This is a genomic window from Pseudonocardia nigra, assembly GCF_019396355.1.
Classification (GTDB): domain Bacteria; phylum Actinomycetota; class Actinomycetes; order Mycobacteriales; family Pseudonocardiaceae; genus Pseudonocardia; species Pseudonocardia nigra.
Window position 1 is genome coordinate 18,697 of the sequence record NZ_JAHKRK010000032.1, and the last position, 23,820, is coordinate 42,516.

A 23,820-nucleotide genomic window follows, 5' to 3' on the forward strand; every position below is an offset into this window, starting at 1 on the left:
GTGTCGACGACCGAAGCCGGGCTCGCGGCCTACGCGCGCTACGACCGCACCACGTCCCGCTGGGGACGCATCACGATGGGCCTCTGCCTGGCGCTGTCCTGGGCCGCGCCCGCCTACCTCGTGTTCTTCACCGACCTCTCGCCGAGCCAGGCCGAGCTGTGGACCGGCTTCCTGGCGGTGGCGGCCGTCTTCGCCGCGGTCTGGGTGATCGAGCCGATCACCTACTTCCCCGTACTGGGGCCCGCGGCGATGTATCAGGCCTTCATGATCGGCAACATCTCCAACAAGCTGCTGCCGTCGGCGATCGTCGCCCAGGTCGCGATCGACGCCAAGCCGGGCACCCGGCGCGCCGAGCTGGCCGCCGTGATGGCGATCTGCGGCGCCGTGGTCGTGCACGTGGTCTCGCTGCTGGTGCTCGTCGGCCTCCTGGGCACATGGCTGGTGAGCGTGCTGCCGGAGAGCATCGTCGAGGTCGCGCGGCTCTACATCTTCCCCGCGATCATCGGCGCCGTCGTGGTGCAGCTCGCCGCGTTCGTCAAGCAGCCACGGATCACCGTCATCGCCGTGGTCGTCGCCGCCGTGATGCAACTGCTGCTCGTGCCCGTCCTGCCGGCACTCGCCCTGTTCGCGACGGCGCTCGTGGTGCTGGTGACCATGGTCCTCGCGTGGGTGCTGCGCGACCGCACGGCTCACAATGAATGATCACGACCGAGCTGGAGGAAACCCATGACCGTGCTCCCCGCCCCGCTGGAGATCCCCGCCGCGCTGCGGGAGGACCTGCACGCGCTGTACCGGGGCCTGCACGCCGCGCCCGAGCTGTCGATGCAGGAACACCGGACGGCGGAGTTGATCAGCGCGCGGATGGTCGCGCTGGGCTGGGAGGCGATCACGGTCGGCGGCACCGGAGTGGCGGCCGTCCTGCGCAACGGGGACGGCCCGGTCGTCGGGTTCCGGGCGGACACCGACGCGCTGCCCGTGCAGGAGCAGACCGGGCTGGACTACGCGAGCACCGCCCGCGGCACGCTCCCTGACGGCACCGCCGTGCCGGTCATGCACGCCTGCGGCCACGACATGCACGTCACCTGCGGGATCGGGGTCGCGGAGCTGCTGTCGGCCACCCGCGACGCCTGGGCGGGCACGGTGGTCCTGCTCTTCCAGCCCGGTGAGGAGACCAGCCAGGGCGCGGCCGCCATGGTCGCCGACGGGCTGTGGGACCGGGTGCCGCGGCCCGAGGTCGTCTTCGGCCAACACGTGTGGCCCGGCCGGACCGGCACGGTCGAGGTGTCGAGCGGCCCGGCGATGGCGATGGCCGACAGCTGGAAGGTCACCGTGCACGGCCGCGGCGGGCACGGCTCGCAGCCGGACCAGACGATCGACCCGGTGGTGCTGGCCGCGCACATGGTGGTGCGGATCCAGAGCGTCGTCTCCCGCGAGGTGCCGCCGCAGCAGGCCGCCGTCGTGACGATCGGCAGCTTCCACGCCGGGCTCAAGGAGAACATCATCCCGTCGGCCGCGGAGTTCACGGTCAACGTCCGCAACCTCGACCCGGAGGTCCGCACGCGCGTACTGGCCGCTCTGCGCCGGGTCATCCACGCCGAGGCGCTCGCGTCGGGCGCACCCGAGCCACAGGTCGTGAAGCTCTACACCTTCCCGCTGCTCTACAACGACCCGGAGGCCACCGAACAGCTCAGCGCAGCGCTCGCGGGCGCACTGGGCGAGGACAAGGTGCGCCGGACGGCGCCGCGGATGGGCAGCGAGGACTTCGGCCACCTGCCGGAGGCGATCGGCGTGCCGGGCGTGTACTGGTTCTTCGGCGGCATGCCCGACGAGGTCGTCGACAGCGGCGACCCGGTGCCGTCCAACCACTCGCCACACTTCGCCCCGGTGGTCGAGCCGACGCTGACCACCGGGGTGACGGCCGCCTACGCCGCGATCATGTCGCGGGTCGGGCGGGCCTGATCGTCCCGGTCACCTCACCGAAGCCGATCCGGCTGCCGTCCGGGCCGGATGCGGTGGCGGTGATGGTGACCGTGTCGCCGTCCTCGAGGAACGTCCGCGTGCTGCCTTCGCGCAGCGCGAGCGGCTCGGTGCCGCCCCAGGACAGCTCCAGCAGCGAGCCGCGCTGGTCGCGCTCCGGGCCGCTCACCGTGCCGGAGCCGTAGATGTCGCCGGTGCGGGTGGGCGCGCCGTTCACGGTGGTGTGCGCGAGCATCTGCGCCGGCGTCCAGTACATCGTCGCGAACGGTGGGCGGGCGATCACGTGCCCGTTCAGCCGCACGTCGATGGCGAGGTCGAGCCCCCAGTCCTCGGCGTCGCGCAGGTAGGGCAGCGGCTGCGGGTCACGCGGCGGCGGCGCCACCCGGGCGTGCGCCAGCGCGTCGAGCGGCACCACCCACGGCGAGACCGACGTGGCGAACGACTTGCCCAGGAACGGGCCCAGAGGCACGTACTCCCAGGCCTGCAGGTCCCGAGCGGACCAGTCGTTGAGCAGGAACACCCCGAACACGTGCTCGGCGAAGTCCGCCACGCCGATCGTCGAACCCATCGGCGAGCCCGCGCCGACGACGAACCCGACCTCGGCCTCGATGTCGAGCCGGACCGACGGGCCGAACACCGGCTCGGCGTCGGCAGGGGCCTTGCGCTGCCCGCACGGCCGGACGACATCGGTGCCCGAGACCACGACCGAGCCCGACCGCCCGTGGTAGCCGATCGGCAGGTGCTTCCAGTTCGGGGTGAGCGGCGCCGAGTCCGGCCGGAAGATCTTCCCGACGTTCGTGGCGTGGTGCTCACTGGCGTAGAAGTCGACGTAGTCGCCCACCGTGAACGGCAGGTGCAGGGCCACCGCGGCACGCGGGTGGAGGTGCGGCCGCACCCGGTCGGCGTAGGAGTCGTCGGTGAGCCACTCGGTCAGCGCCGCCCGGACCTGCTGCCAGGCCGGACGTCCCGCGGCGAGCAGCGGGTCCAGCAGCGGCCCGGCGAGCAGCTCGGCGAACGGTGCCTCCACGGCGGCCGCGGCGCCACCGGCGTCGAGCACGTCGTCGCCGATCGCCACGCCGACGCGGCGGGGCCCGGCCGCGGTGCTGAACACGCCATACGGCAGGTTCGCCAGGCCGAACGGGGTGTCGTCGGGCAGGTCGAGCCAGGTCATCGGGTCCTCTCCGGAATCATGGGCGCGAGCAGGCCGAGCGCGACGAGGTCGTCGACCGGCTCGGTGATGCTGCACGTGCCGAACGAGGTGAACAGCGAGCGGGCAGCGCGCCGCCGGTCGTCGGACAGCGCGGCGACGGCGACGACGACGGCCTCGGGCGACCGCTCGGCCAGCAGCCCGGCCACGGTGTCCGCGTCGGCGCCCCGCTCCGCGGCCTCCGCGGCGAGCAGGATGTTGAGGTAGCCGTGGTGGGCGAACCCGGTGCCCTCGCCGGTGTGCCGCACGGCGTGGTGCAGCCCCGCGGTGCACTTGAACGCCATCGCGCGGGCACGGCAGGCGGCGATCGCCTCGGCCAGCTCCCGCTCGTCGGGGAACGCGGCCGCCTCGGTGCCGCCGGTGCGCAGCTTCGCCCGCAGACCGGTACCTGCCAGCGCGTCGAGGAACCCTGGCCGGACCGGGCCGCGGGGCACCCCGACGGCCACCGCGACACCCTCGGGAACGTGCTGCCGCACCGCCTCGACCACCGCGGCGGCCGTCGCCTGCGACGGGGCGACCTCCACGGCCACGAGCGCGAGCCGCCGCTCCGCCCCGACCGCGGCGAGCGCGGCCGGCAGCGCCTCGGCCGCCGCGATGAGCCCGAGGTCCAGCGGTATCTCCCCGTCCTCGGGCAGGTGTGCCGCGAGCTCGTCGAGTCGCGCGGCCGGCACCAGGAACGGACCGACGAGTCCCGCGTACCAGGCGTCCCGATGCCGCCGGTGCGCCGGGACCGCCCCAGCCATCGGCGCATTCCCCGGCGGGAACAGCGCAGCGTCGTCGAGCAGTCCCGCGAATGTCACGAGTCGGCCTCCCGCAGATACGATCAAAACTTTGATCGGTTTGTGGGGGAACGTACGGCAGAATGCAGCGCATGGGAAGCCCTTCCGTCGAGCCCGACGACGAGGACCTCAGCTACTGGTCCTTCGTCGACGTCGCGATGGATCGCACGGTCCGGGCGCTGCCGGGGGTCGACGCGGCCGCGATGCGACTGGTCCTGAGCCTGCACCGGGCCGCCACCTCGCTCGCCTACGACCTCGAGTCGGCCGTGCACCGGCCCCGCGGCTGGTCCTGGCCGGGCTTCCGCGTGCTGTTCGTGCTGTTCCTGACCGGCCCGATCGAGGCCAAGCGGGTCGCACAGCTGTCCGGCATGAGCCGCGCCGCCGTCTCCGCGCTGGTGAACACGCTCGTGCGCGACGGGCTCGTGTCCCGTCGCCCCGCCGAGCACGACCGGCGCGCCGTGCTGCTCGCCCTCACCGACGAGGGCGAGCGCCAGTTCACCGACGCCTTCGCCGCGCACAACCGTCGCGAGCAGAGCTGGGCGGCCGCGCTCGACCCCGCTGAGCTCGCCACCCTCACCGCGCTGCTGGAGAAGCTCATGGCGAGCCCGGCGGCGCTGGCGGCGAACCGGCGGTTCTGAGCCGGGACGGAGTTGTCCACAGGCGCCGAAGACGCGCCGCCGGTGTCAGTCGGCGTCGATACGCTCGTACGCGTGTTCGAGCAGCCCGGTGAGATGCGGCGCGGCGGCATCGACGCTCCGGCGGCGGCGCCGCTGGATGCGCGCGCCATCGCCGGCTGGGTGGCCCGGCTGGCCCGGCTCGACCCGGATGTTCCCGACGCGGAGCGGATTGCCCGGATCCGGGCGCTGGAGGAACTGAAAGCGGCCGCGGCAGCAGCCCAGGCCCGGATCACCGCCGCCCTCGACACGCACAGCGCGCCGCCCAGGCCGCGGAGGGAGTCCCATCGGCCTGGCTGGGCCGTGGGGTCGCCGGGCAGATCGGGCTGGCCCGGCGCGAATCGGCGTTCCGCGGCGGGCAGCACCTCGGGCTGGGCAAGGCACTGGTCACCGAGATGCCGCACACCCTGGCCGCGCTCGAACGCGGCATCATCTCCGAGTGGCGCGCCACCCTGCTCGTGCGCGAGACCGCGTGCCTGTCCGCCGAGCACCGCCGGGAGATCGACGCTCAGCTCGCCGGCGACCCCGCGGCCCTGGAAGGGCTCGGCGACCGCAGGCTCGTCGCCGAGATCCAGAAGCTCGCGTGCCGGCTCGATCCCGCCTCGGTCGCCCGCAGGCGCGCCCACGCCGAGGCCGACCGGCGGGTCACCTGCCGCCCCGCCCCCGACACCATGGCCATCCTGTCCGGGGTCGTCCCCGTCGCCCAGGGCGTGGCCATGTACGCCGCCCTGCGCCGGGAGACGGACTCCCGGGTGGCAGCGGGTGATCCCCGCACCCGCGGCCAGATCATGGCCGACACCCTCGTCGAGCGCGTCACCGGCCAGGCCTCCGCCGGCGCGGTCCCGGTGGAGATCCAGCTGGTGATGAGCGACGGCGCCCTGCTCGGTGACGGCACCGGCCCTGGCAGCGACGATCCCGGCGTGGTGCACGGGTTCGGAGCGATCCCCGCCGACCTCGCGCGCCGGCTCGTCGTGAGCGCCGCCGAGGCGGAGGCCGCCTGGCTGCGCCGGCTCTACGTTGCCCCGGAGAGCGGGAGCCTCGTCGCGATGGAATCCCAGCGCCGGTCGTTCCCCGCCGGGCTCGCCCGGTTCATCCGGGTCCGCGACCAGTTCTGCCGGACGCCGTGGTGCGAGGCGCCGATCCGGCACAGCGACCACGTGGTCCCCCACCACGACCACGGGCCGACCTCCGCCGACAACGGACAAGGGCTGTGCGCGCAGTGCAACCTGGGCCGGCAGGCACCGGGATGGGTCGCCCGCACCCGGAAAGGCACCCGCCACACCGTCGAGATCACCACACCCACCGGGCACCGGTACATCTCGATCGCACCGCGCCCACCAGGCAGCTCGCCCCGCAGCCGCAAGCCCGCCGCGTCCCGGCCGCGGCGCGGCAGGCGGTTCGGCCTCAGGCGTCGAAGTCCACCGTGACCGCGTCGGAGACGGGCACGGTCTGGCAGGTGAGCACGAACCCGGCCTCGACCTCCTCGTCCTCCAGCGCAAAGTTGCGGCGCATCGCCACGTCGCCCTCCAGGACCTTCGCCCGGCAGGTGCCGCACACCCCGCCCTTGCAGGCGAACGGCAGGTCACCACGCACCTTCTGGGCGGAGTCGAGCACACTCTCGGACCTGGGCAGCGACAGAGTGGTCGAGCGCCCGTTGAGCACGACGGTGACCTCGCTGGTCTCACCCTCGACGGCGGCGTCCGGGCGGTGCAGCTCGGGCGGCGGCTCGTCGACGTAGAACAGCTCGCGGTGCACCCGCTTGCGATCCACGCCGAACCCGGTGAGCACTTCCACGGCCGCTTCGGTCATGCCGAGCGGCCCGCACAGCCACCAGTGGTCGACGTCGCCGACGTCGACGAGCGCGCCGAGCAGGGTGTGGAGCTTGTCGGCGTCGAGACGGCCGGTGAAGATCTCGGCCTCCATCGGCTCCCGGGACAGCACGTGCAGCAGGTGCAGCCGCGGGCCGTAGGCGTTCTTGAGGTCGGCCAGCTCCTCGGTGAACATGACGGTGTCGGTGCGCCGGTTGCCGTAGAGCAGCGTGACACGGGTGTCGGGGTGCGCGGCCAGCAGCGACGCCGCGATCGACAGCACCGGTGTGATCCCCGACCCGGCCGCCACCAGCCCGTGGTGGGTGCCCGGCTCCAGGTCGGGGGTGAACGAGCCGGCGGGCGGGGCCACCTCGACCTCGTCGCCGGACGCCACCCGGTCGACCAGCCACTCGGAGAACAGGCCCGTGTCCACCCGCCGCACGCCGACCTTCGGCAGCGCGCCCGCCGGGGCGCAGATCGAGTACGAGCGGCGCTCCTCCCCCTCGGCGGTCACCTGGCGCAGGGTCAGGTACTGCCCGGGCCGGAACGCGAAGACGTCCTGCAGGTCCGCGGGCACGTCGAACGTGACGGCCACGGCGTCGTCGCACAGGCGCTCGACGTCGGCGACCCGCAGTCGGTGGAACCCACCGGTCCGCGGCACCGGCACCTCCGTCGTGGGGGCCGCCATCAGATCTCCTTCACGTGCTCGAACGGCTCCTTGCATGCCGTGCAGCGCCGCAGGGCGGTGCAGGCCGTGGGGCCGAAACGGGAGAACTCCTCGGTGGCGGGCGAGCCGCAGCGCGGGCAGGCGACCGTGGCCGACGGCGGGGTCAGCGTCAGCGGGATCGGTCCGGTGCTGCGCGGGCCGACCCGGGCCGGCGGCGCGATGCCGTGCTCGGCGAGCTTGCGCCGCCCGTCCGCGGAGATCCAGTCGGTGCTCCACGCCGGGGAGAGCACCGTGCGCACGTCCACCCGCGCGTACCCGGCCTCCGTGAGCCGGGCGCGGATGTCGTCGCGCATCGCCTCTATGGCCGGGCAGCCGGAGTAGGTCGGCGTGATCGTGACGGAGACGGCGTCGCCGTCCTCCTCGACCGCCCGCACCACGCCCAGGTCGTCGAGGGTGAGCATCGGCATCTCCGGGTCGACGACCTCGGCGACGACCGCGCGCGCAGCCGGTCTCGTCGCGGTCACCACGTCGCCCCCGGGTGCTGGCGGGCCACGCTCTGCATCTCGGCGAGCACGTGTCCCAGGTACTCGGTGTGCAGCCCCTGCCGCCCGCCGCGGCCGCCGATCGTGCCGATCGACGGCACCGCCGGCCGGGTGAGGGTGGCGCGGGCGAGCACCTCGTCGAGCACGGCGTCGACCTCCTCGCGGGTGTCGGCCGGGTCGACCGCCACGCCCGCCGCGGCGAGCCGCCGCTCCACGTCGGAGGTGCGGAACAGCTCCTCGAGGTAGGGCCACACCGCGTCGAGGGCCGCCTGCATCCGCCGGTGCGACTCGGGCGTCCCGTCGCCGAGCCGCAGCGTCCAGCGGGCGGCGTGGTCGCGGTGGTAGGTCAGCTCCTTGACGCCCTTGCCCGCCATCGCCGCGACGACGGGGTCGCGCGAGCCGAGCAGCCGGTGCAGCAGCGCCAGACGCCAGGTCGAGAACAGCAGCAGCCGGGCGATCGCGCGGCCGAATTCCAGGTTGTCGGGCAGCTCGGCGAGGGCGACGTTGCGGAACTCGCCCTCCGGGCGCAGGTAGGCGAGTGCGTCCTCGTCACGCTGGCGCCCCTCCACCTCCCCCGCCCGGGCCAGCAGCACCCGGGCCTGCCCGAGCAGGTCGAGCGCGGTGTTGGCCAGCGCGACCTCCTCCTCCAGCTCCGGCGCGTTCGCCACCCACTCCGACAGCCGGTGCGAGCAGATCAGCGCGTCGTCGCCGAGCATCAGGCAGTACTGCGCGAGGTCGGCCGCGTCGACACCGTCGGGCACCGGCGAGGTGATCTCGGCCTGAACGTCCTCGACCCCGGAGCCGAACGCCCATCGCGGGTCGTCGTGCCCGACGGTGTCGGCGAGTGCCTGGTAGGCGTTGGTGGCGTCGTGGTCGTCCTGGGTCGCGCTCACAGGTGCGGCACCTCATCGGGGATCGCGTAGAACGTCGGGTGCCGGTAGACCTTGTCGCCGGACGGCGCGAAGAACGGGTCCTTCTCGCCGGGGCTCGACGCCGTGATGTCCTCGGCCTTGACCACCCAGATCGAGACGCCCTCGTTGCGGCGGGTGTACAGGTCGCGGGCGTTGTGCAGCGCCATCTCGGCGTCGGCGGCGTGCAGCGAGCCCACGTGCACGTGGTTGAGCCCGCGCTTGCCGCGCACGAACACCTCGTAGAGCGGCCAGCTGCCGCGCTTCGTCCCGGATCCGGTGGCGACCCCCTCGGTGGGAACGGCCCCGTGGCCACCTTCGGCGGTGAAGTTCTCGGTCATGCCGCCGCCTTCCCGGCCCGCTTCGCGGTCTGCTTCTCCGCGTAGGCCTGGGCCGCCTCGCGCACCCACGCCCCGTCCTCGTGGGCGCGGCGGCGGTGCGCCAGGCGCTGCGCGTTGCACGGGCCAGAGCCGGTGATCACGGCCTTGAACTCGTCCCAGTCGGGCTCGGAGAAGTCGTAGTGGCCGCGCTCGGCGTTCCAGGTCAGCCCCGGGTCGGGCAGCGTGACCCCGAGCGCCTCGGCCTGCGGCACCGTCATGTCGACGAAGCGCTGGCGCAGCTCGTCGTTGGTGTGGCGCTTGATCCCCCACGCCATCGACTGCTGCGTGTTCGGCGAGTCGGCGTCCGGCGGGCCGAACATCATCAGCGACGGCCACCAGAACCGGTTGGTCGACTCCTGCACCATCTCGCGCTGCGCGTCCGTGCCGTTCACCATCGCGAGCAGCAGCTCGTAGCCCTGCCGCTGGTGGAACGACTCCTCCTTGCAGATGCGGATCATGGCCCGGGCGTACGGCCCGTAGGAGCAGCGGCAGAGCGGGACCTGGTTGCAGATGGCGGCGCCGTCGACGAGCCAGCCGATCACGCCCACGTCGGCGTAGGACAGTGTGGGGTAGTTGAAGATCGAGGAGTACTTCTGCTTGTTCGCGATGAGCTTCTCGGTGAGCTCCTCGCGGTCGACCCCGAGCGTCTCCGCGGCGGCGTAGAGGTACATGCCGTGGCCCGCCTCGTCCTGCACCTTGGCCAGCAGGATCGCCTTCCGGCGCAGGCTCGGCGCGCGGAGGATCCAGTTGCCCTCCGGCTGCATGCCGATGATCTCCGAGTGCGCGTGCTGGGCGATCTGGCGGACCAGCGTCTTCCGGTAGGCCTCCGGCATCCAGTCCCGCGGCTCGATGCGCTGGTCCCCGGCAATGGTGGCGTCGAAGTGCGCGGCGAGGTCCTGCTCGGCAGTGATGGTCACGGCCCGCCTCCTAAACCGAATGTTCGTTCGTCTGATGATGACGCACGACGCCCCGGGGCGCAACCGGTGCGCCTACTCCCGCGGCAGCACGCCTTCGAACACCGACCGCACGACGTCCTCGGGCAGCGCCTCGGCACCCGGCCGGCCCGGCCGGTACCACTCGACGATGGAGTTGACGGTGCCCGACAGCAGCTTCGCCGCCACCGACGGCTCGACGTCGCCGCGCACCTGCCCCGCCGCGGATGCCTCGCGGACGAGGTCGGCGATCGCCGCGTCGAACGTGCGGCGGCGGTCCAGCGCCCAGCGCTCGGTCTCGGTGTTGCCCCGCACGCGCAGCAGCAGCGTGACGTAGGGCAGCTCGGCCTGCAGCACCTCGACCTGCCGTCGCACGATGTAGCGCAGCCGGTCCACCGGCCGCCCGGTGCGGGCGTGCCGCTCCTCGAGCACGGCGAAGAGCCCGTCGAGCGCCCTCTGCAGGGCGGCCCGCAGCAGGTCCTCCTTGCCGCTGACGTGGTGGTAGAACGACGATTTCGTGATCCCGGCAGCGCGCGAGAGGTCTTCCATGGAGGTGGCGTCGTATCCGCGGGCGTTGAACTCGGCGACGGCGACCTCGAGCAGCGACGCCGCGTCGTAGACCGGCCGGCGCGCCCCCGCCTCCCCCCGTGCGCGACGGGTCCGCGGCCGACCGAGGGCGACCGGCGCGTCCTCGGCGGCGGTCACGATCCCTCGAACGTCGGGCGCTGCTTGCCGAGAAACGCCTCGACGGCGCCCGCGTGGTCCCGCGTGACCCCGAGCCGTGCCTGCGCCGCACCTTCGGCCGCCAGCGTCTCGTCGAGGGGGGACACCGCGCCGACGGCGACCGCGTTCTTGATCTCGGCGTAGGCGGCGGTGGGCCCGGCGGCGAGGGTACGAGCCAGCTCCAGCGCCGTGTCGAGCACCTGGTCGGCGGGGACGGCGGCGCGCAGCAGCCCCCATTGCGCGGCCCGCTCCGCGGTGAAGGACTCCCCCAGCATGAGCAGTTCGAGAGCACGCGCCGCGCCGAGGGAGTGGGCGAGGGAGGCCGACAGCCCGGAGTCGGCGGTGAGGCCGATCCCGGCGAACGCGGTGGCGAACACGGCGTTCTCGGCAGCGACGCGGAAGTCGCAGGCCAGCGCGAAGCCGAGGCCCGCTCCGACGCAGGCGCCGTTGATCGCGGCGACCACCGGCTTGGGCATGGTGGCGAGTCCGCGGACGATCGGGTTGTAGTGCTGCTCGACGGTGGCGAACGCCGACCCGGCGTCGGCGCGCAGCGCCTCGGCGTGCTCGGCGAGGTCCTGACCGACGCAGAACGCCTTGCCCGAGCCGGCCAGTACGACCGCGCGCACCGACGGGTCCTCGCCGACCTGCGCGACGGCGGCGACCAGCGCCTCCTTGAGCTCGCGGGTCAGCGCGTTGCGCCGGTCCGGACGGTTGAGCGTGAGCACGGCGACGGCCGGCTGCTCGGCGTCCTTCTCCACCCGCACCGCAGGTGTGTGCCCCGCGTCACCCCTGTCGTCAGTCACCGCGCCATGCTAGCGTGCCGGACAACCGAACGATCGTTCGCCAACGGAGGTCGAGGGACGGCATGGGCGAGGTCTTCCTGCGGGGCGGGACACGACACCCGCTGGGCTGTTCCGGCGCGCGGATCACCGTCACACTGCTGAACCGGCTGCGCCGCGAGGACGGCCGCCGGGGCCTCGCCACCCTGTGCGTCGGGGTCGGCCGGGAGTCGCGATGCTGATGGAGCGCATCTGATGGGAGCAAGCATGCTGCGCAGCTACGTGCAGGGCGGCTGGCACACCGCCACCGACGAGGGCAGGCCACTGCACGACGCGGTCACCGGCGCGGAGATCGCCCGCGTCTCGTCCACCGGGGTGGACTTCGCGGGTGCGCTGGAGCACGGCCGCGGTGTCGGCGGACCCGCCCTGCGGGAGCTGACGTTCCACCAGCGGGCCGCTCTGCTCAAGGCGCTCGGGCAACACCTGCGCGAGCACCGCGACGAGCTGTACGCGGTGTCGGCGCAGACCGGGGCCACGCTGGCCGACGCGAAGTTCGACGTCGACGGCGGGATCGGCGCGCTGCTCGCCTACGCGTCGAAGGGCCGCCGCGAGCTGCCCAACGACACGTTCTACGTCGAGGGCGCCGTCGAGCCGCTGGGCCGCGGCGGCACGTTTGTCGGCCAGCACCTCTGCACCCCGCTGCGGGGGGTCGCGGCGCAGGTCAACGCGTTCAACTTTCCCGTGTGGGGACCGCTAGAGAAGCTCGCGCCCGCGTTCCTCGCCGGAGTCCCGAGCCTGATCAAGCCGGCCAGCCCCACCGCGTTCCTCACCGCGAAGCTCGTGGAGCTGATCGTCGACTCCGGCCTGCTGCCGGAGGGCTCGCTGCAGTTTGTCGCGGGCGGGATCGGCGACCTGTTCGACCACCTCACCGAGCAGGACTCGGTCTCGTTCACCGGGTCGGCGTCCACCGCGGCGAAGCTGCGCACGCACCCGACGATCGTGCAGCGTTCGGTGCGGTTCACCGCCGAGGCCGACTCGCTCAACCTCTCGATCCTCGGCCCGGACGCGGCGCCCGGCACGGCTGAGTTCGACCTGTTCGTCAAGGGCGTGGTCGCCGAGATGACGGTCAAGGCGGGCCAGAAGTGCACGGCGATCCGGCGCGCGTTCGTGCCCGAGCAGCACGTGGACGCCGTCGTCGAGGCCGTGTCGGAGCGGCTCGCGCGGACGACGATCGGCCACCCGGGCAGCGAGGGCGTCCGGATGGGCGCGCTCGCGAGCCTGGAGCAGCGCGAGGAGGTGCGCCGCAGCGTCAAGGCGCTCGCCGACGCCGGGCGGATCGTGTTCGGCGATCCCGAGCGCGTCGAGGTGGTGGACGCCGACGCCGAGCGCGGCGCGTTCATCTCCCCGATCCTGCTGGTCGCCGACCCGGAGCGGGCGGAACCGCACGAGGTGGAGGCGTTCGGCCCGGTCGCCACGGTGATGCCCTACACGAGCACCACGCAGGTGGTCGAGCTCGCCGCGCGCGGGCAGGGCAGCCTCGCCGGCTCGATCGTCACCGCCGACGCGGCGTTCGCCCGCGAGGTCGTGCTCGGCAGCGCGCCCTGGCACGGCCGGCTGCTGGTGCTCAACGCGACCGACGCGAAGGAGTCCACCGGGCACGGCTCGCCGCTCCCGGCGCTGGTGCACGGCGGCCCCGGACGCGCGGGCGGCGGCGAGGAGATGGGCGGCATCCGCGGCGTGCTGCACCACATGCAGCGCACCGCGGTACAGGCCGACCCCGACACGCTCACCTCGATCACCGGGCGGTGGGTGCCGGGCTCGCAGCGCACACCGACCGACGTGCACCCGTTCCGCAAGCACCTCGAGGAGCTGCGCCCCGGCGACACGATCGTCGCCGGCCCGCGCCGCGTCACCCAGGAGGACGTGGAGCACTTCGCCGAGTTCACCGGTGACACGTTCTACGCCCACATGGACGCCGAGGCGGCCGCCGCCAACCCGCTGTTCGGGGAGCGCGTCGCCCACGGCTATCTGATCGTGTCGCTGGCCGCCGGCCTGTTCGTCGACCCGGACCCGGGCCCGGTGCTCGCCAACTTCGGCGTCGACGACCTGCGGTTCCTCACGCCGGTGAAGTTCGGCGACGAACTGACCGTCACCCTCACCTGCAAGCAGCTCACCCCACGCGACACCGCGGGCTACGGCGAGGTCCGCTGGGACGCCGACGTGACCCGCCAGGACGGCGAGTCGGTCGCGCGCTACGACGTGCTGACCCTGGTGGCGAAGAAGGAGGCCGCGAAGTGAGGACGATGCAGCAGCGGCGACTCGGCGAGGCCCCGCCCCCGGAGCTGCTGGACCCCGCCGAGCGCATGTCGGTCGACGAGCTGCGCGCCCTGCAGCTCGAGCGCCTGCAGTGGACCCTGCGGCACGCCTACGAAAATGTGCCCTTCTACCGGCAGAGCTTCGACGCCCACGGCGTGCACCCCGACGACTGCCGCGAGCTCGCCGACCTCGCGAAGTTCCCGACCACGTCGAAGGCCGACCTGCGCGACAACTACCCGTTCGGCATGTTCGCCGTCCCGCAGGACCAGGTGCGGCGCATCCACGCCTCGTCCGGCACGACCGGCCGTCCGACGGTGGTCGGCTACACCGAACGCGACATCGACACGTGGGCCACGGTCATGGCCCGCTCGATCCGCGCCGCGGGCGGCCGACCGGGCCACAAGGTGCACAACGCCTACGGCTACGGCCTGTTCACCGGCGGCCTCGGCGCCCATTACGGGATCGAGAAGCTCGGCGCCACGGCCATCCCCGTCTCCGGCGGGATGACGCCGCGGCAGGTCCAGCTCATCCAGGACTTCCGCCCCGAGATCATCATGCTCACTCCGAGCTACATGCTCACGCTCATCGACGAGTTCGAGAAGCAGGGCCTCGACCCGGCGGCGTCGTCGCTGCAGGTGGGGATCTTCGGGGCCGAGCCGTGGACCGAACAGATGCGCTGCGAGATCGAGGACCGCATGGACATGCACGCGGTCGACATCTACGGCCTGTCCGAGGTGATGGGTCCGGGCGTCTCCCAGGAGTGCGTGGAGACCAAGGACGGCCTGCACATCTGGGAGGACCACTTCTACCCCGAGGTGATCGACCCGATCGGTGTCGACGGCGGCGGCGTGCCGATGCGCGAGGGCGAGGAGGGCGAGCTGCTGTTCACCTCGCTCACCAAGGAGGCCCTGCCGATCATCCGCTACCGCACGCGCGACCTCACCCGGCTGTTGCCGGGTACCGCGCGGCCGGGCATGCGCCGGATGCAGAAGATCACCGGGCGCAGCGACGACATGATCATCCTGCGCGGCGTGAACGTCTTCCCCACCCAGATCGAGGAGGTCGTCCTGCGCACCGCCGGGCTCGCGCCGCACTTCCAGCTCGTCCTCACCACCGAGGGTCGGATGGACGCCCTCACCGTGCGCGTCGAGGCGCGCCCCGACTGCCCGCCCGCGCGGCGTGCCGCGGCGACGGCCGAGCTCGTCAGCGGGATCAAGGAGAACGTCGGCGTCACCGTCGCCTGTGAAGTGGTCGACCCGGAGACCCTGGAGCGTTCGGTGGGCAAGCTGCAGCGGCTGAAGGACCAGCGCACGGCACGCTAGATTCGCACGCATGACGATCGAGGTGGGGAATGCGCTCCCCGACGCCACGCTGCGCATCATGACGACCGACGGACCCTCGCCGGTGTCGGCGAAGGAGATGCTGGGCTCCGGGAAGGTCGTGCTCTTTGCGGTGCCCGGCGCCTTCACGCCCGGCTGCTCGAACGTGCACCTGCCCGGCTTCGTCGAGCGCGGCGCGGAGCTGCGTGAGAAGGGTGTCGACCGCATCGCGTGCGTCGCGGTGAACGACCCGTTCGTCATGCATGCGTGGGGACAGGCCCACGGCGTGGGTGACGACATCCTCATGCTCGCCGACGGCAACGGCGAGTTCACCGAGGCGATGGGCATGGTGCTCGACGGCAGCGGCTTCGGGCTCGGACGGCGGTCCAAGCGCTACGCCGCGATCGTCGAGGACGGCGTGGTCACGAGCCTCGACGTCGACGAGAAGGGCATCGACCTGACGACGTGCTCGAATCTGTTGCTCCGGCTCTGAGGATCACTCGACCGGCCGCATCCCGAATGTCGACCCTGACGATTTCCTGACGTTTCCGGCCCAGGGCTCCAGGTTCGGGTGAAGGCGCCGAATCGGGGCTATCCCGGTTCATATGCGCGCGTCGACCGGACCCACGTTCCCCCGCGCACTCCTCGTCGTGGCCGGGAGCGCGGTCCTGCCCGGACTGGGGCACCTGCTCCTCGGGCGCCGACGAGCAGGCGTCGCGATCATGGGCGCGTCCCTGTCCGGTGTGTACGCCATCACCGTGATCGCCGTCCGCACCGACCGAGCCGAGCTGCTCCAGCACCTGGTGTCGGCACCGACGCTGGTGGCCGTCACGGTGGTGTGCCTGCTCGCTGCGGCCGCGTGGACCGCGGTGATCGTGCGCACCTATCAGCTCGCCCGGCCCCGGTCGTGGTCGAACGGGAGACAGGTCGTCGGCGTCGGGCTGGTCGTCGTGCTGTGTGCCGTGGTGGCGCTTCCGCTCGGCATCGCGGCGAACCTGGCCCACTCCCAGCGCTCGTTGCTGAACTCGGTGTTCGCCTCCGGGTCCGGCTCCGGCGGTGCGGACGGGTCGCAGCCGGAGGGCGAGGTGCTCCCACCCCGGCTCAACCTCCTCCTGCTCGGCAGCGACGCCGGCCCCGACCGGGAGGGCACTCGCACGGACACCATGATCGTCGCGAGCATCGACACGGAGACCGCCGCAACGGTGCTGTTCGCGCTCCCCCGCAACATCCAGGACGCGCCGTTCCCGGGGGGCTCACCCGCGGCCGCCGAGTTCCCCGACGGCTTCCCCCGCCTGCTCAACGCCGTCTACGGCTACGGGGCCGCCCACCCCGACCTGGCTCCGGCGGAACCGACCGACGATCCCGGCGCGAACCTGCTCATGTCCTCGATCTCGCACATGCTCGGCCTCGACCTGCATCACTACGTCATGGTCGACATGGCCGGGCTCGAGGCCGTCGTCGACGCGCTCGGCGGGGTCACGGTCGACGTCGGGTCCGAACCGCTGCCGATCGGCGGCGTCACCTACAGCGGGCGTCTCGTCGAGCCCGACGGGTGGCTCCAGCCCGGCGTCCACCACCTGAACGGGTTCGAAGCGCTGTGGTACGCCCGGTCGCGGCGCAACTCCGACGACTACGACCGGATGGGCCGCCAGCGGTGCCTCATCCAGGCCATGGTCACCCAGAACAGCCCCGCCGACCTGCTGCTGCGCTTCCGGTCCGTCGCCGACGCGACGACCGACAGCATCACCACCGACATCCCGCAGCACCTGCTCCCGCCGCTGGTGACGCTCGTCGACGAGCACTTCCCTCCGCAACTGCGCACCGTTTCCTTCGACCCGGACCTGCCCGACCCGTCCGACCCGGAGGCGACCTTCAGGCCCGCGCGCCCGGACATCCCGCTCATGCGCCAGGTCGTGGACGCGGCACTTGTGGACGAGTCCCGGGCGGACCAGGCAACCGCGGCGCGCCCGGCGCCGGCCACCACCGCGCCGGCCGCCACCGCGCCCGCCGCCGGGGCTCCGGCCGCCCCGACCCCGGTGGAGCCGACGTGCGGGGCCACGCCGAACCACCCCGGCTGAGCCGGCGCCCGGCGGACGCGCCGAGCGCCACGAACTCCGCTCACGTTTCTCTGCACCGACCAGGTGCCCGACACCCGGGACGGCAACGAGCTCGGCGTCCGGCCACGCGCGGGCCAAGCTTCAACGCAGCCCTTCAGGGGCGCGATCCCGGTGGCGGCTCGGCGAAGTGACAGGCCGAGGGATGACTGTGGTCGAAGCGGTCCACCAGCGCCGGTTCCTGCTCCGCGCAGACGTCCTCCGCCTTCCAGCACCTGGTCCGGAACCGGCATCCGGACGGCGGGTCGGCCGGGCTCGGGGTGTCGCCGTGCAGCACCCGGCGTTCCCGCATCCCGCGCTGCGCGGGGTCGCTGATCGGGATCGCCGAGAGCAGCGACCGGGTGTAGGGGTGCGTCGGCTTCTCGAAGATCTGCCTGCGCTCCCCGATCTCGACGATGTGCCCGAGGTACATACGGCGACCCGGTCGCAGATGTGGCGCACGACCGACAGGTCGTGGGCGATGAACAGGTACGACAGCCCTGACCTCCGGCATGCCCTCGAGCAGGAGCGGCTCGTACTCGAAATCCGGCGTCACACGCCACAGCGGGTAGAGCATGGTCAGGCTCAGCGTGTGTGTCGCCTGCAGGTTGCCCTCGCTCAGCCAGGGATTGATGATCGCCGGCTCCTGGTCAGCACCGAGGACGGCCGTGCCGTCGGCGACCGTGCTGCTGGTCCGGGCGCCCCCGCCCCCGCAGGCGCTCGCGAGCATCAGGACGATGGCCGCGAGGGCGAGCAGAGGCCTGCGCACACGAGGTCCGTGCCCTTGCCTCGCGGACGCTAAACCGGATTCTAGATCTTGATGCTGCAACCGTCGTGAACGCGCGGCGCCTGGATCGCCGGGAGTGTCATGAGTCAAGAAGTTGGCAGAATTTGATTTTGCTCGGGTCGGGATTCTCCATCTTTGGAGGGGCTCCTCATCGTGTTCGAGTGAGCGTGGGTAGGCGACCGGAAGTAGGTCTGGCGCGGTGTGCGGCCTCCGATCAGGGGCGGCGACCCGCAAGGACGCAGAACTCGTTCCCCTCTGGGTCGGCAAGTACGACCCAGCTCTCATCGCCTTGGCCGACGTCGGCGTGTCGAGCACCTAGGTCGAGCAGGCGACGCGCAGGCGACGGACCTCTTCGTCTTGCTCCCTGTCGGTTGGGTTGACGTCGAGGTGGAGCCTGTTCTTGACGGTCTTGCCCTCGGGCACGTGCGCGAATGTCAACGTCGGTGGCACTGGGCCAAGGTGGTTCTTGCCTTCAGGCACCATAGGGGAGCCAATTGTGACAATTCCGTCGTCTTCGTCTTGCACCTCGTAGTCAAGGACCGAGCACCAGAATCGGGCGAGACCGTTGGGATCGGCACAGTCGATCGCAAGCTCGGTGAACTTGCTGGTCATGTCAGGACCTCCCAGTCAAGTAGCGGGTCCGCCAAAGGCCACACGCTAATCGCAGTGTTCGACGGCGAGGTAAGCCGCGCGTGGTGTGCGTTCGTCGATGGCCTGGTGGGGTCGCAGAGTGTTGTAGGTGTGGCGGAACAGGTTGACTTCGACGACGAGGGCGTTGTCGCCGCCGATCGTGGCGCGGTAGAGATGTCCCCGTGTCGGGTCCCACCGGCGTGCCTCTCTCCCCGTCGCCCCGGTTACCGGCCAACGGTCACGGTCGGCTCGATCGCGATGATCCGGGCCTTGCCGACGCAGTCGCGGATGTCGCGCTCGATCTCGTCGATCGCGGTCGCCGACTCGCCAATCAGCAGGCTGCGCATCTCCCGCGCGAGCAGGAACGCGATCGTGGCGAGCAGCAGCGCCGGCGTCAGCACCCCGTAGGCGATCAGCGGCGACGAGATCGGCTCGGGATGTGTCCACTTGTGGTAGGCCTCGTACAGCGCCACCAGCGCGCCGACGCTGAACACCAGGAACGACACCACGAACGACCAGAAATAGCGTTCGCGCCCGTAGCCGAACTGGTGGGTCCGGGTCGCCCTGCGCCGCGAGCTCTTGTGCCCGTAGTAGAGCAGCCCCTGGTTGGTCGTCACCGCCGTCGAATGGAACGCCTCCGCGAGCAGCGACGACGAACCCGTGAAGAAGAACGCCACGAACTTCGCGACGGCGAGTATCCCGTTCGTGAAGAACGCGACGACGACAGTCTTGACTCCACCTTCCATGTCCGGTTCCTCTCCTCCCGCGCGACGGCGGTGCCGCGGCCTGCTCCCCCGGCTACCCGCATCCGGCAGCGGCGGACCATCCTCGGTCGTGACGGTCGGGTGACGATGCCGGCGGCGGAGTCCGCCGCCGAGCACGTCCCGCCGGTACCCGGCCGCAGAGATCTGCGAACGAGCCGTTATCGAAGTGTCATATCGCAGAAATCGTCATGCCCATTTCCTCCCCTTTTCACCGGCCGCCCGGGTGTGACAGGAAATGTCATCGGCGTCGCCGTGATGCCGCTGCGAACGCGGGTAGCCGATTCGTGCACGACGCCGGACGACCGACGGGCGCCGACCAGGCGCCCGGACGAGGAGCAGACATGTGCACGGCAACCCTCGCCCGCGCGGGTGGGGCCTTCGCGGTCGCCGCGGCCCTGCTCACGGGCTGCAGCGACGACACCGCAGGACACGAGACGGGGGTCTCCGTCGCGAACGTCCACGAGGACACCGAGTCCTTCGACGGCGAGGAGGTGACCGTCAGCGCCGAGGTCCGGCGCATCCTCTCCGAGCGGGCGTTCGTGATCGGCGGCGTCGAGGGCGCCGAGCCGCTGCTCGTCCTGCACGACGGGGGCATCGAGCTCGCCGGGGAGTCCCCGGTGCGCGTGACGGGCATCGTCCACCGGGCGCTCGATCTCGACGCGGTCCTGGGCGTGGCCGACGAGCCGCTGGCGCGGTCGATCCACGAGACGTACGGCAGTGAGCCGTACCTCGAGGCTCTCGACGTCGCCCGGCTCGAGGGGTGAGCCGCGGGGGCGCCGCCGCGGTCAGACCTCCGGCGGGGGGCGGGCGTCCCCCGGTGCGAAACCCGCGGCCTCCGCCTCCTCGCCGGAGCGGAACCACAGGTCCGCGGCCGCATCGAGGAAACCGGGCGACGCGGGCGTGTGGTAGCGCATCGCCGCCCGGTCGGCCTTCACCATGAAGTCGGGCGCGGGCGCGGAGCCGTCGGGGCGGGGCAGCGCGGACCCCGGGTAGGGACCCGTGTCCGCGTCCGCGGCGGACGTCCCGCCGCCGGCCGGCGCGGGTGCCCGCCCGGGCGGTGGCGGCGGGGCGAGCGCGTCGGCGACGCTTCCCCGGTCCCGCGCCCTTGACCGCCGTCCCAGGTAGACGAGCAGGGTGACGACCGCGATCGCCACGACGGCCCACAGCCAGAACTGCTCCACCATCCGCCTCCGTCCGGTTCGTCCCTGCGGTCACGGCCTCCGGCCGGTCAGCCCGGCGCCGCCGATCCCGCGCACCGGCGCGGCCACCGCGTTCGCCGCGGCCTCCAGCACGCGTCTGCGCAGTCCGCGGGCCCGCCAGTCCCGGTCCAGCACCCGCACGCAGCGGTCCAGGTCCTCGTCGATCTGCCGATCCAGCACCGCTGCGACGGCGGGGTCGTCGACGATCAGCGCGGTCTGCTCGTTGAGGGTGAGCGAGCGCATGTCGAGGTTGACGGTGCCGACCACGCCGATCCGCCCGTCTACGGTCATCGTCTTCGCGTGCAACAAGGTCGGCTGGTAGCGCCAGATCTCGACCCCGGAGTCCAGCAGCCGCTGGTAGCCGTGCTCGCCCTGCAGATGCACCAGCGGGCGGTCCACGTGGGGGCCGCAGACGAGCAGCTGGACCTGGACGCCACGGCGCACGGTCGCGGCGAGCAGGTCGTGCAGGCGCGCGGGCAGCCGGACGTAGGGCGTGGTGATGCGCACCCGCTGTTGCGCCATCTGCAGCAGGGCCAGCACGGCGACCGCCGACTCGTTCCACCCCGGCGCCGAGGACGCCCGCAGCACCTGGACCGCACTGCGGCCGGCCGCCGCGACCGGGGGGAAGCGGTCCGCATCGCCGATCAGCGGTTCGGAGGTCTGCAGCCAGTCCGTCGCGAACGCGGCGCGCAACCCCGCCACCGCCGGGCCCCGCACCAGCACCGCGGTGTCGCGCCACTCCCCCGGGTGCCGCGCGTCGCCGCACCAGGTCGACGCCATGCCGGTGCCGCCGGTCAGCGCCACCTCCTCGTCGCAGACCAGGACCCGCCGGTGCGAGCGCGCGTTGACGACCGTGACGCGCCAGGTCCGCAGTGGCCGGTAGAACCGCACCGCGCATCCCGCGCCCCGCAGCCGGGCCAGGTGCGCCCGGCTGATCCGGCGCCCGCCGAAGCCGTCGAGCAGCACGCGGACCCGGACGCCGGCAGCGGCCCGCTCGGCGAGGGCCTCGGTCACCTCGTCGGTGATCCCCGCGTCGGACTTCCAGGCGAACCACAGCAGGTCGACCGAGCGCGTGGCAGTGCGGATCGCGCCGAGCAGCACGGGGAACGTCTCGACGCCGTTGCGCAGCACCTGCACCTCGTTGCCGTCGGTGAACGGCACGCCCAGCAGGGCCTCCAACGGCCGCCGCACGTCGCCGCCCGCCGTGCCGTCCCCGACGGCCTCGCGCGCACCGATGCCGCTGCTGCCCACGTGGTTCCTCCCGCCCGTCCCGCAACCGGTGTCACGGGCTACCCCGATCCGGGCGGGCGGACGCCTCGACAGCGACGACCGGGTGACGCGCGTGCCCCAACGGGCTCAGCCGGAACCGAGCGCGCTGCCGAGATCCGGGTGGGTCGAAAGCAGGCTGTCGACGCCGGTGGCCGTGAGCGGCCGCACCACCGCCGGGGCGGAACCCGTGACGACGCGCAGCGTGCGACCCCGCTGGTCGGCCTCCCAGCTGGCGTCCACCAGCACGGCGATCCCGGTCGACCCCATGAACGTCACCCTGGTCAGGTCCACGACCACGGGCTCCGTCGCCTGCTCGGCGAGCGCGTCGGCGAGCATCGCGCGCAGCCGCGGCCCGGTTGCGACGTCGAGCTCCCCGGTCACCGTCAGCACGAGCGCGTTCCCGTGGCTGCTGCGCCGGATCGTGAGCAGCTCCGCGTCGCCCGTGCCTTCGTCGCCTTCGTCCACCACCCGCAGGACCCTACGCAGGGTCGCGGACGTCCGCAGCGCCACCCGACAACGGTGGAGCCGGGCCGCGATCGTGACCACGGCCCGGCTCCGTGGCGCTCAGCCCCGGTACGAGGGCTGGGTCTGGACGTTGAGCTCGTCGAACTTCACGCGGTCCGCGCCCGCGACGAGCGGGTCACGGATCTCGAGGACGTCGAGGCCCTTCTGGATGTCCGAGGAGTAGATGTGGCCGTTGTACCAGTAGGCCGACCAGGAACCGCCCAGCACCAGCTCCTCGGCCGACAGCGGCCCGCGCTCCCAGTAGCCGATTTCCACCGGGTTGGCCGAGTCGGTGAAGTCCCACACCGACACGCCGCCCTGGTACCAGGCCTGCACCATGATGTCGCGGCCCTTGACGGGGATCAGCGACCCGTTGTGGGCCACGCAGTTCTCGGTGTCGGCCTGCGCCCGCGGGATCTTGAAGTAGCTGCGGAACTCCAGGCTGCGGTCGTCACCCTTGCCGACGATGTCGTAGATCCCGTCCGCCCCGCGGGTGGGCCCGATCGCCGGGTTGCAGGTGGGCGCGCCGCCGCCGCCGAGCTCGTCGGTGAAGACGACCTTCGTGCCGTCGTTGTTGAACGTGGCCGAGTGCCAGAAGGCAAAGTTCTCGTCGTCCTGCACCCGCTCGATGACGCGCGGCGCCAGCGGGTCGCTGATGTCCATCAGGACGCCGTCACCCATGCACGCCCCCGCGGCGAGGCCCTTCGAGGGGTAGACGGTGATGTCGTGGCAGCCGGTGGTGGCGCGGATGCCCGTCTCGGTACCGGAGCCGGGGTTGCCGCCGTCGGGGAACAGCACGGGCTCCGCGGCGACGTGCGCGCTCGCCGGGTCGGACAGCGGCACCTCGACGATCGAGATCTTGTCGTGCGGCGGCTGGCAGTCGGCCAGCTGGGGCGACGGGGAGTAGGACGACACGTACAGGTACACCCGGTCCTTGGCCGGAACCAGCGTGTGCGTGTGGGAGCCGCAGTCGGTCTCCACGGCCGTGACGTACTGCGGGCTCGCCGGGTCGCTGACGTCGAAGACCTTGATGCCCTCCCAGTAGTTCACCGGGTCCTCGGTGGCCGTCGACGTGCACGTGTTGTCGCTGCGACGCGAGTCGGTGGACAGGAACAGCAGGTCGCCCGCGATGCTGACGTCGTTCTGGGAACCCGGGCACAGCACCTGGGAGACGATCTCCGGCTGCCGCGGGTTGGCGATGTCGTAGACGACGAAACCGTCGTAGTTGCCGACGTAGGCGAGGTCGCCCTGGAAGGCGATGTCGGTACCGAAGGAGTTCACTCCCTCGAACGGCGGCTGCTTGGGGATGTTCGCGATCTGGCGCATGTTCTTGCTGCTGACGATCTCGTCGACACCGGGGATCTCGCCGGCGTCGGGTGGAGGCGCGGCCGTCGCAGGGGTGGCGAGGCCGAGCCCGGCCAGCGTCAGCATTGCTATCACGGCGCCGACGGTCCGACCGGTTCTGGTCCAACGGGGTGACATCCGACCACCTTCCGAGCTGATTGGGGGTAACCCACAGCAGGGTTGACTCGGAGTATGCCTGCCGCTTACATCATGTGAACA

At 72.2% G+C, this 23,820-nt stretch carries 25 protein-coding genes and 2 pseudogenes; 10 read left to right on the forward strand and 17 right to left on the reverse strand.

Features of this window, described 5'->3' with window-relative positions; all coding sequences use genetic code 11:
• On the forward strand, nt 1-702 hold the full coding sequence (locus tag KME75_RS11055) for a hypothetical protein (protein ID WP_219414509.1): 702 nt from the start codon (nt 1-3) through the stop codon (nt 700-702).
• Nucleotides 703-726: 24 nt separating this feature from the next.
• On the forward strand, nt 727-1,959 hold the full coding sequence (locus KME75_RS11060; protein WP_219414510.1) for an amidohydrolase: 1,233 nt from the start codon (nt 727-729) through the stop codon (nt 1,957-1,959).
• Here KME75_RS11060 and fahA read toward each other — a convergent pair.
• Nucleotides 1,934-3,148, reverse strand: coding sequence for a fumarylacetoacetase (gene fahA, locus KME75_RS11065; RefSeq protein ID WP_219414511.1), 1,215 nt, complete (start codon nt 3,146-3,148; stop codon nt 1,934-1,936). The two genes, KME75_RS11060 and fahA, sit on opposite strands and share 26 nt — an antisense overlap.
• Nucleotides 3,145-3,984, reverse strand: coding sequence for a hypothetical protein (locus tag KME75_RS11070; RefSeq protein WP_308282693.1), 840 nt, complete (start codon nt 3,982-3,984; stop codon nt 3,145-3,147). The genes fahA and KME75_RS11070 overlap by 4 nt, the downstream gene beginning before the upstream one ends.
• A 71-nt stretch (nt 3,985-4,055) precedes the next feature.
• On the opposite strand from KME75_RS11070, the gene KME75_RS11075 reads away from it, so the two are divergent.
• Nucleotides 4,056-4,601: a MarR family winged helix-turn-helix transcriptional regulator gene (locus tag KME75_RS11075; protein WP_219414512.1), complete on the forward strand. Its 546-nt coding sequence runs from the start codon at nt 4,056-4,058 to the stop codon at nt 4,599-4,601.
• A 45-nt stretch (nt 4,602-4,646) separates the two neighbouring features.
• Here the strand turns inward: KME75_RS11075 and KME75_RS11080 are convergent, their stop codons facing one another.
• Nucleotides 4,647-4,892 (reverse strand): hypothetical protein, encoded by a 246-nt coding sequence (locus tag KME75_RS11080; RefSeq protein WP_219414513.1) that lies wholly within the window; start codon nt 4,890-4,892, stop codon nt 4,647-4,649.
• A 140-nt stretch (nt 4,893-5,032) separates the two neighbouring features.
• On the opposite strand from KME75_RS11080, the gene KME75_RS11085 reads away from it, so the two are divergent.
• Nucleotides 5,033-6,064, forward strand: coding sequence for an HNH endonuclease (locus KME75_RS11085; RefSeq protein ID WP_219414514.1), 1,032 nt, complete (start codon nt 5,033-5,035; stop codon nt 6,062-6,064).
• On the opposite strand, the gene paaE is transcribed toward KME75_RS11085, so the two are convergent.
• The 7 genes from paaE to KME75_RS11120 all read right to left on the reverse strand — a co-directional run bounded on the left by paaE (nt 6,042) and on the right by KME75_RS11120 (nt 11,400).
• Entirely contained in the window at nt 6,042-7,133 is a 1,092-nt protein-coding gene (gene paaE, locus KME75_RS11090; protein WP_219414515.1) for a 1,2-phenylacetyl-CoA epoxidase subunit PaaE, read from the reverse strand. The two genes, KME75_RS11085 and paaE, sit on opposite strands and share 23 nt — an antisense overlap.
• Nucleotides 7,133-7,639 (reverse strand): 1,2-phenylacetyl-CoA epoxidase subunit PaaD, encoded by a 507-nt coding sequence (paaD, locus tag KME75_RS11095; protein ID WP_219414516.1) that lies wholly within the window; start codon nt 7,637-7,639, stop codon nt 7,133-7,135. The genes paaE and paaD overlap by 1 nt, the downstream gene beginning before the upstream one ends.
• Complete coding sequence (paaC, locus tag KME75_RS11100) at nt 7,633-8,547, reverse strand: 1,2-phenylacetyl-CoA epoxidase subunit PaaC (RefSeq protein WP_219414517.1); 915 nt, start codon at nt 8,545-8,547, stop codon at nt 7,633-7,635. Before paaC ends, paaD begins: the two co-directional genes overlap by 7 nt.
• Complete coding sequence (gene paaB / locus KME75_RS11105) at nt 8,544-8,903, reverse strand: 1,2-phenylacetyl-CoA epoxidase subunit PaaB (protein ID WP_219414518.1); 360 nt, start codon at nt 8,901-8,903, stop codon at nt 8,544-8,546. Before paaB ends, paaC begins: the two co-directional genes overlap by 4 nt.
• Nucleotides 8,900-9,859 (reverse strand): 1,2-phenylacetyl-CoA epoxidase subunit PaaA, encoded by a 960-nt coding sequence (gene paaA, locus KME75_RS11110; RefSeq protein WP_219414519.1) that lies wholly within the window; start codon nt 9,857-9,859, stop codon nt 8,900-8,902. Before paaA ends, paaB begins: the two co-directional genes overlap by 4 nt.
• A gap of 72 nt (nt 9,860-9,931) precedes the next feature.
• Nucleotides 9,932-10,579: a TetR/AcrR family transcriptional regulator gene (locus KME75_RS11115; RefSeq protein WP_372452583.1), complete on the reverse strand. Its 648-nt coding sequence runs from the start codon at nt 10,577-10,579 to the stop codon at nt 9,932-9,934.
• Nucleotides 10,576-11,400, reverse strand: coding sequence for an enoyl-CoA hydratase/isomerase family protein (locus KME75_RS11120; RefSeq protein WP_219414520.1), 825 nt, complete (start codon nt 11,398-11,400; stop codon nt 10,576-10,578). Before KME75_RS11120 ends, KME75_RS11115 begins: the two co-directional genes overlap by 4 nt.
• A 62-nt stretch (nt 11,401-11,462) precedes the next feature.
• Between KME75_RS11120 and KME75_RS11125 the strand changes: the two genes are divergently transcribed.
• From KME75_RS11125 to KME75_RS11145, 5 genes are all read left to right on the forward strand, one after another.
• Nucleotides 11,463-11,618 carry a hypothetical protein gene (locus KME75_RS11125; protein WP_372452584.1) on the forward strand — a complete coding sequence of 52 codons (156 nt, stop codon included), beginning with the start codon at nt 11,463-11,465 and terminating at the stop codon, nt 11,616-11,618.
• Between the two features lie 13 nt (nt 11,619-11,631).
• Nucleotides 11,632-13,674, forward strand: coding sequence for a phenylacetic acid degradation bifunctional protein PaaZ (gene paaZ, locus KME75_RS11130; protein WP_246631872.1), 2,043 nt, complete (start codon nt 11,632-11,634; stop codon nt 13,672-13,674).
• A gap of 5 nt (nt 13,675-13,679) precedes the next feature.
• Entirely contained in the window at nt 13,680-15,014 is a 1,335-nt protein-coding gene (paaK, locus tag KME75_RS11135; RefSeq protein WP_219414536.1) for a phenylacetate--CoA ligase PaaK, read from the forward strand.
• A 10-nt stretch (nt 15,015-15,024) separates the two neighbouring features.
• On the forward strand, nt 15,025-15,504 hold the full coding sequence (locus tag KME75_RS11140; RefSeq protein ID WP_219414521.1) for a peroxiredoxin: 480 nt from the start codon (nt 15,025-15,027) through the stop codon (nt 15,502-15,504).
• A 112-nt stretch (nt 15,505-15,616) separates the two neighbouring features.
• Nucleotides 15,617-17,089: an LCP family protein gene (locus KME75_RS11145; RefSeq protein ID WP_219414522.1), complete on the forward strand. Its 1,473-nt coding sequence runs from the start codon at nt 15,617-15,619 to the stop codon at nt 17,087-17,089.
• Nucleotides 17,090-17,222: 133 nt separating this feature from the next.
• Here KME75_RS11145 and KME75_RS11150 read toward each other — a convergent pair.
• The 3 genes and pseudogenes from KME75_RS11150 to KME75_RS11160 form a co-directional block, all read right to left on the reverse strand.
• Nucleotides 17,223-17,605: pseudogene (locus tag KME75_RS11150) on the reverse strand (oligopeptide/dipeptide ABC transporter ATP-binding protein); the annotation flags it as partial.
• A gap of 500 nt (nt 17,606-18,105) precedes the next feature.
• Nucleotides 18,106-18,503 (reverse strand): annotated as a pseudogene (locus KME75_RS11155) (VOC family protein).
• A 242-nt stretch (nt 18,504-18,745) separates the two neighbouring features.
• Nucleotides 18,746-19,267 carry a cation diffusion facilitator family transporter gene (locus KME75_RS11160; protein ID WP_219414523.1) on the reverse strand — a complete coding sequence of 174 codons (522 nt, stop codon included), beginning with the start codon at nt 19,265-19,267 and terminating at the stop codon, nt 18,746-18,748.
• A gap of 359 nt (nt 19,268-19,626) precedes the next feature.
• Between KME75_RS11160 and KME75_RS11165 the strand changes: the two genes are divergently transcribed.
• A complete protein-coding gene (locus tag KME75_RS11165; RefSeq protein WP_219414524.1) occupies nt 19,627-20,049 on the forward strand; it encodes a hypothetical protein in 423 nt (140 codons plus the stop codon).
• A 21-nt stretch (nt 20,050-20,070) separates the two neighbouring features.
• On the opposite strand, the gene KME75_RS11170 is transcribed toward KME75_RS11165, so the two are convergent.
• The 4 genes from KME75_RS11170 to KME75_RS11185 form a co-directional block, all read right to left on the reverse strand.
• The gene (locus tag KME75_RS11170) at nt 20,071-20,469 is read right to left on the reverse strand and encodes a sunset domain-containing protein (protein ID WP_219414525.1); all 399 of its coding nucleotides are present in this window, start codon (nt 20,467-20,469) and stop codon (nt 20,071-20,073) included.
• Nucleotides 20,470-20,496: 27 nt separating this feature from the next.
• Nucleotides 20,497-21,735: a phospholipase D-like domain-containing protein gene (locus KME75_RS11175; RefSeq protein ID WP_219414526.1), complete on the reverse strand. Its 1,239-nt coding sequence runs from the start codon at nt 21,733-21,735 to the stop codon at nt 20,497-20,499.
• Nucleotides 21,736-21,840: 105 nt separating this feature from the next.
• Nucleotides 21,841-22,263 (reverse strand): STAS domain-containing protein, encoded by a 423-nt coding sequence (locus tag KME75_RS11180; RefSeq protein ID WP_308282694.1) that lies wholly within the window; start codon nt 22,261-22,263, stop codon nt 21,841-21,843.
• Nucleotides 22,264-22,317: 54 nt separating this feature from the next.
• Nucleotides 22,318-23,688: an LVIVD repeat-containing protein gene (locus KME75_RS11185; RefSeq protein WP_246631885.1), complete on the reverse strand. Its 1,371-nt coding sequence runs from the start codon at nt 23,686-23,688 to the stop codon at nt 22,318-22,320.
• Between the last annotated feature and the right edge of the window lie 132 nt (nt 23,689-23,820).

Bases quoted from the DNA above. Each gene is read 5' to 3' on its own strand.
- KME75_RS11060 (WP_219414510.1), top strand. From the start codon at position 727: ATGACCGTGCTCCCCGCCCCGCTGGAGATCCCCGCCGCGCTGCGGGAG.
- fahA (WP_219414511.1), bottom strand. From the start codon at position 3,148: ATGACCTGGCTCGACCTGCCCGACGACACCCCGTTCGGCCTGGCGAAC.
- KME75_RS11075 (WP_219414512.1), top strand. From the start codon at position 4,056: ATGGGAAGCCCTTCCGTCGAGCCCGACGACGAGGACCTCAGCTACTGG.
- KME75_RS11085 (WP_219414514.1), top strand. From the start codon at position 5,033: ATGCCGCACACCCTGGCCGCGCTCGAACGCGGCATCATCTCCGAGTGG.
- paaE (WP_219414515.1), bottom strand. From the start codon at position 7,133: ATGGCGGCCCCCACGACGGAGGTGCCGGTGCCGCGGACCGGTGGGTTC.
- paaB (WP_219414518.1), bottom strand. From the start codon at position 8,903: ATGACCGAGAACTTCACCGCCGAAGGTGGCCACGGGGCCGTTCCCACC.
- KME75_RS11125 (WP_372452584.1), top strand. From the start codon at position 11,463: ATGGGCGAGGTCTTCCTGCGGGGCGGGACACGACACCCGCTGGGCTGT.
- paaZ (WP_246631872.1), top strand. From the start codon at position 11,632: ATGGGAGCAAGCATGCTGCGCAGCTACGTGCAGGGCGGCTGGCACACC.
- paaK (WP_219414536.1), top strand. From the start codon at position 13,680: ATGCAGCAGCGGCGACTCGGCGAGGCCCCGCCCCCGGAGCTGCTGGAC.
- KME75_RS11140 (WP_219414521.1), top strand. From the start codon at position 15,025: ATGACGATCGAGGTGGGGAATGCGCTCCCCGACGCCACGCTGCGCATC.
- KME75_RS11145 (WP_219414522.1), top strand. From the start codon at position 15,617: ATGCGCGCGTCGACCGGACCCACGTTCCCCCGCGCACTCCTCGTCGTG.
- KME75_RS11160 (WP_219414523.1), bottom strand. From the start codon at position 19,267: ATGGAAGGTGGAGTCAAGACTGTCGTCGTCGCGTTCTTCACGAACGGG.
- KME75_RS11165 (WP_219414524.1), top strand. From the start codon at position 19,627: ATGTGCACGGCAACCCTCGCCCGCGCGGGTGGGGCCTTCGCGGTCGCC.
- KME75_RS11170 (WP_219414525.1), bottom strand. From the start codon at position 20,469: ATGGTGGAGCAGTTCTGGCTGTGGGCCGTCGTGGCGATCGCGGTCGTC.
- KME75_RS11185 (WP_246631885.1), bottom strand. From the start codon at position 23,688: ATGCTGACGCTGGCCGGGCTCGGCCTCGCCACCCCTGCGACGGCCGCG.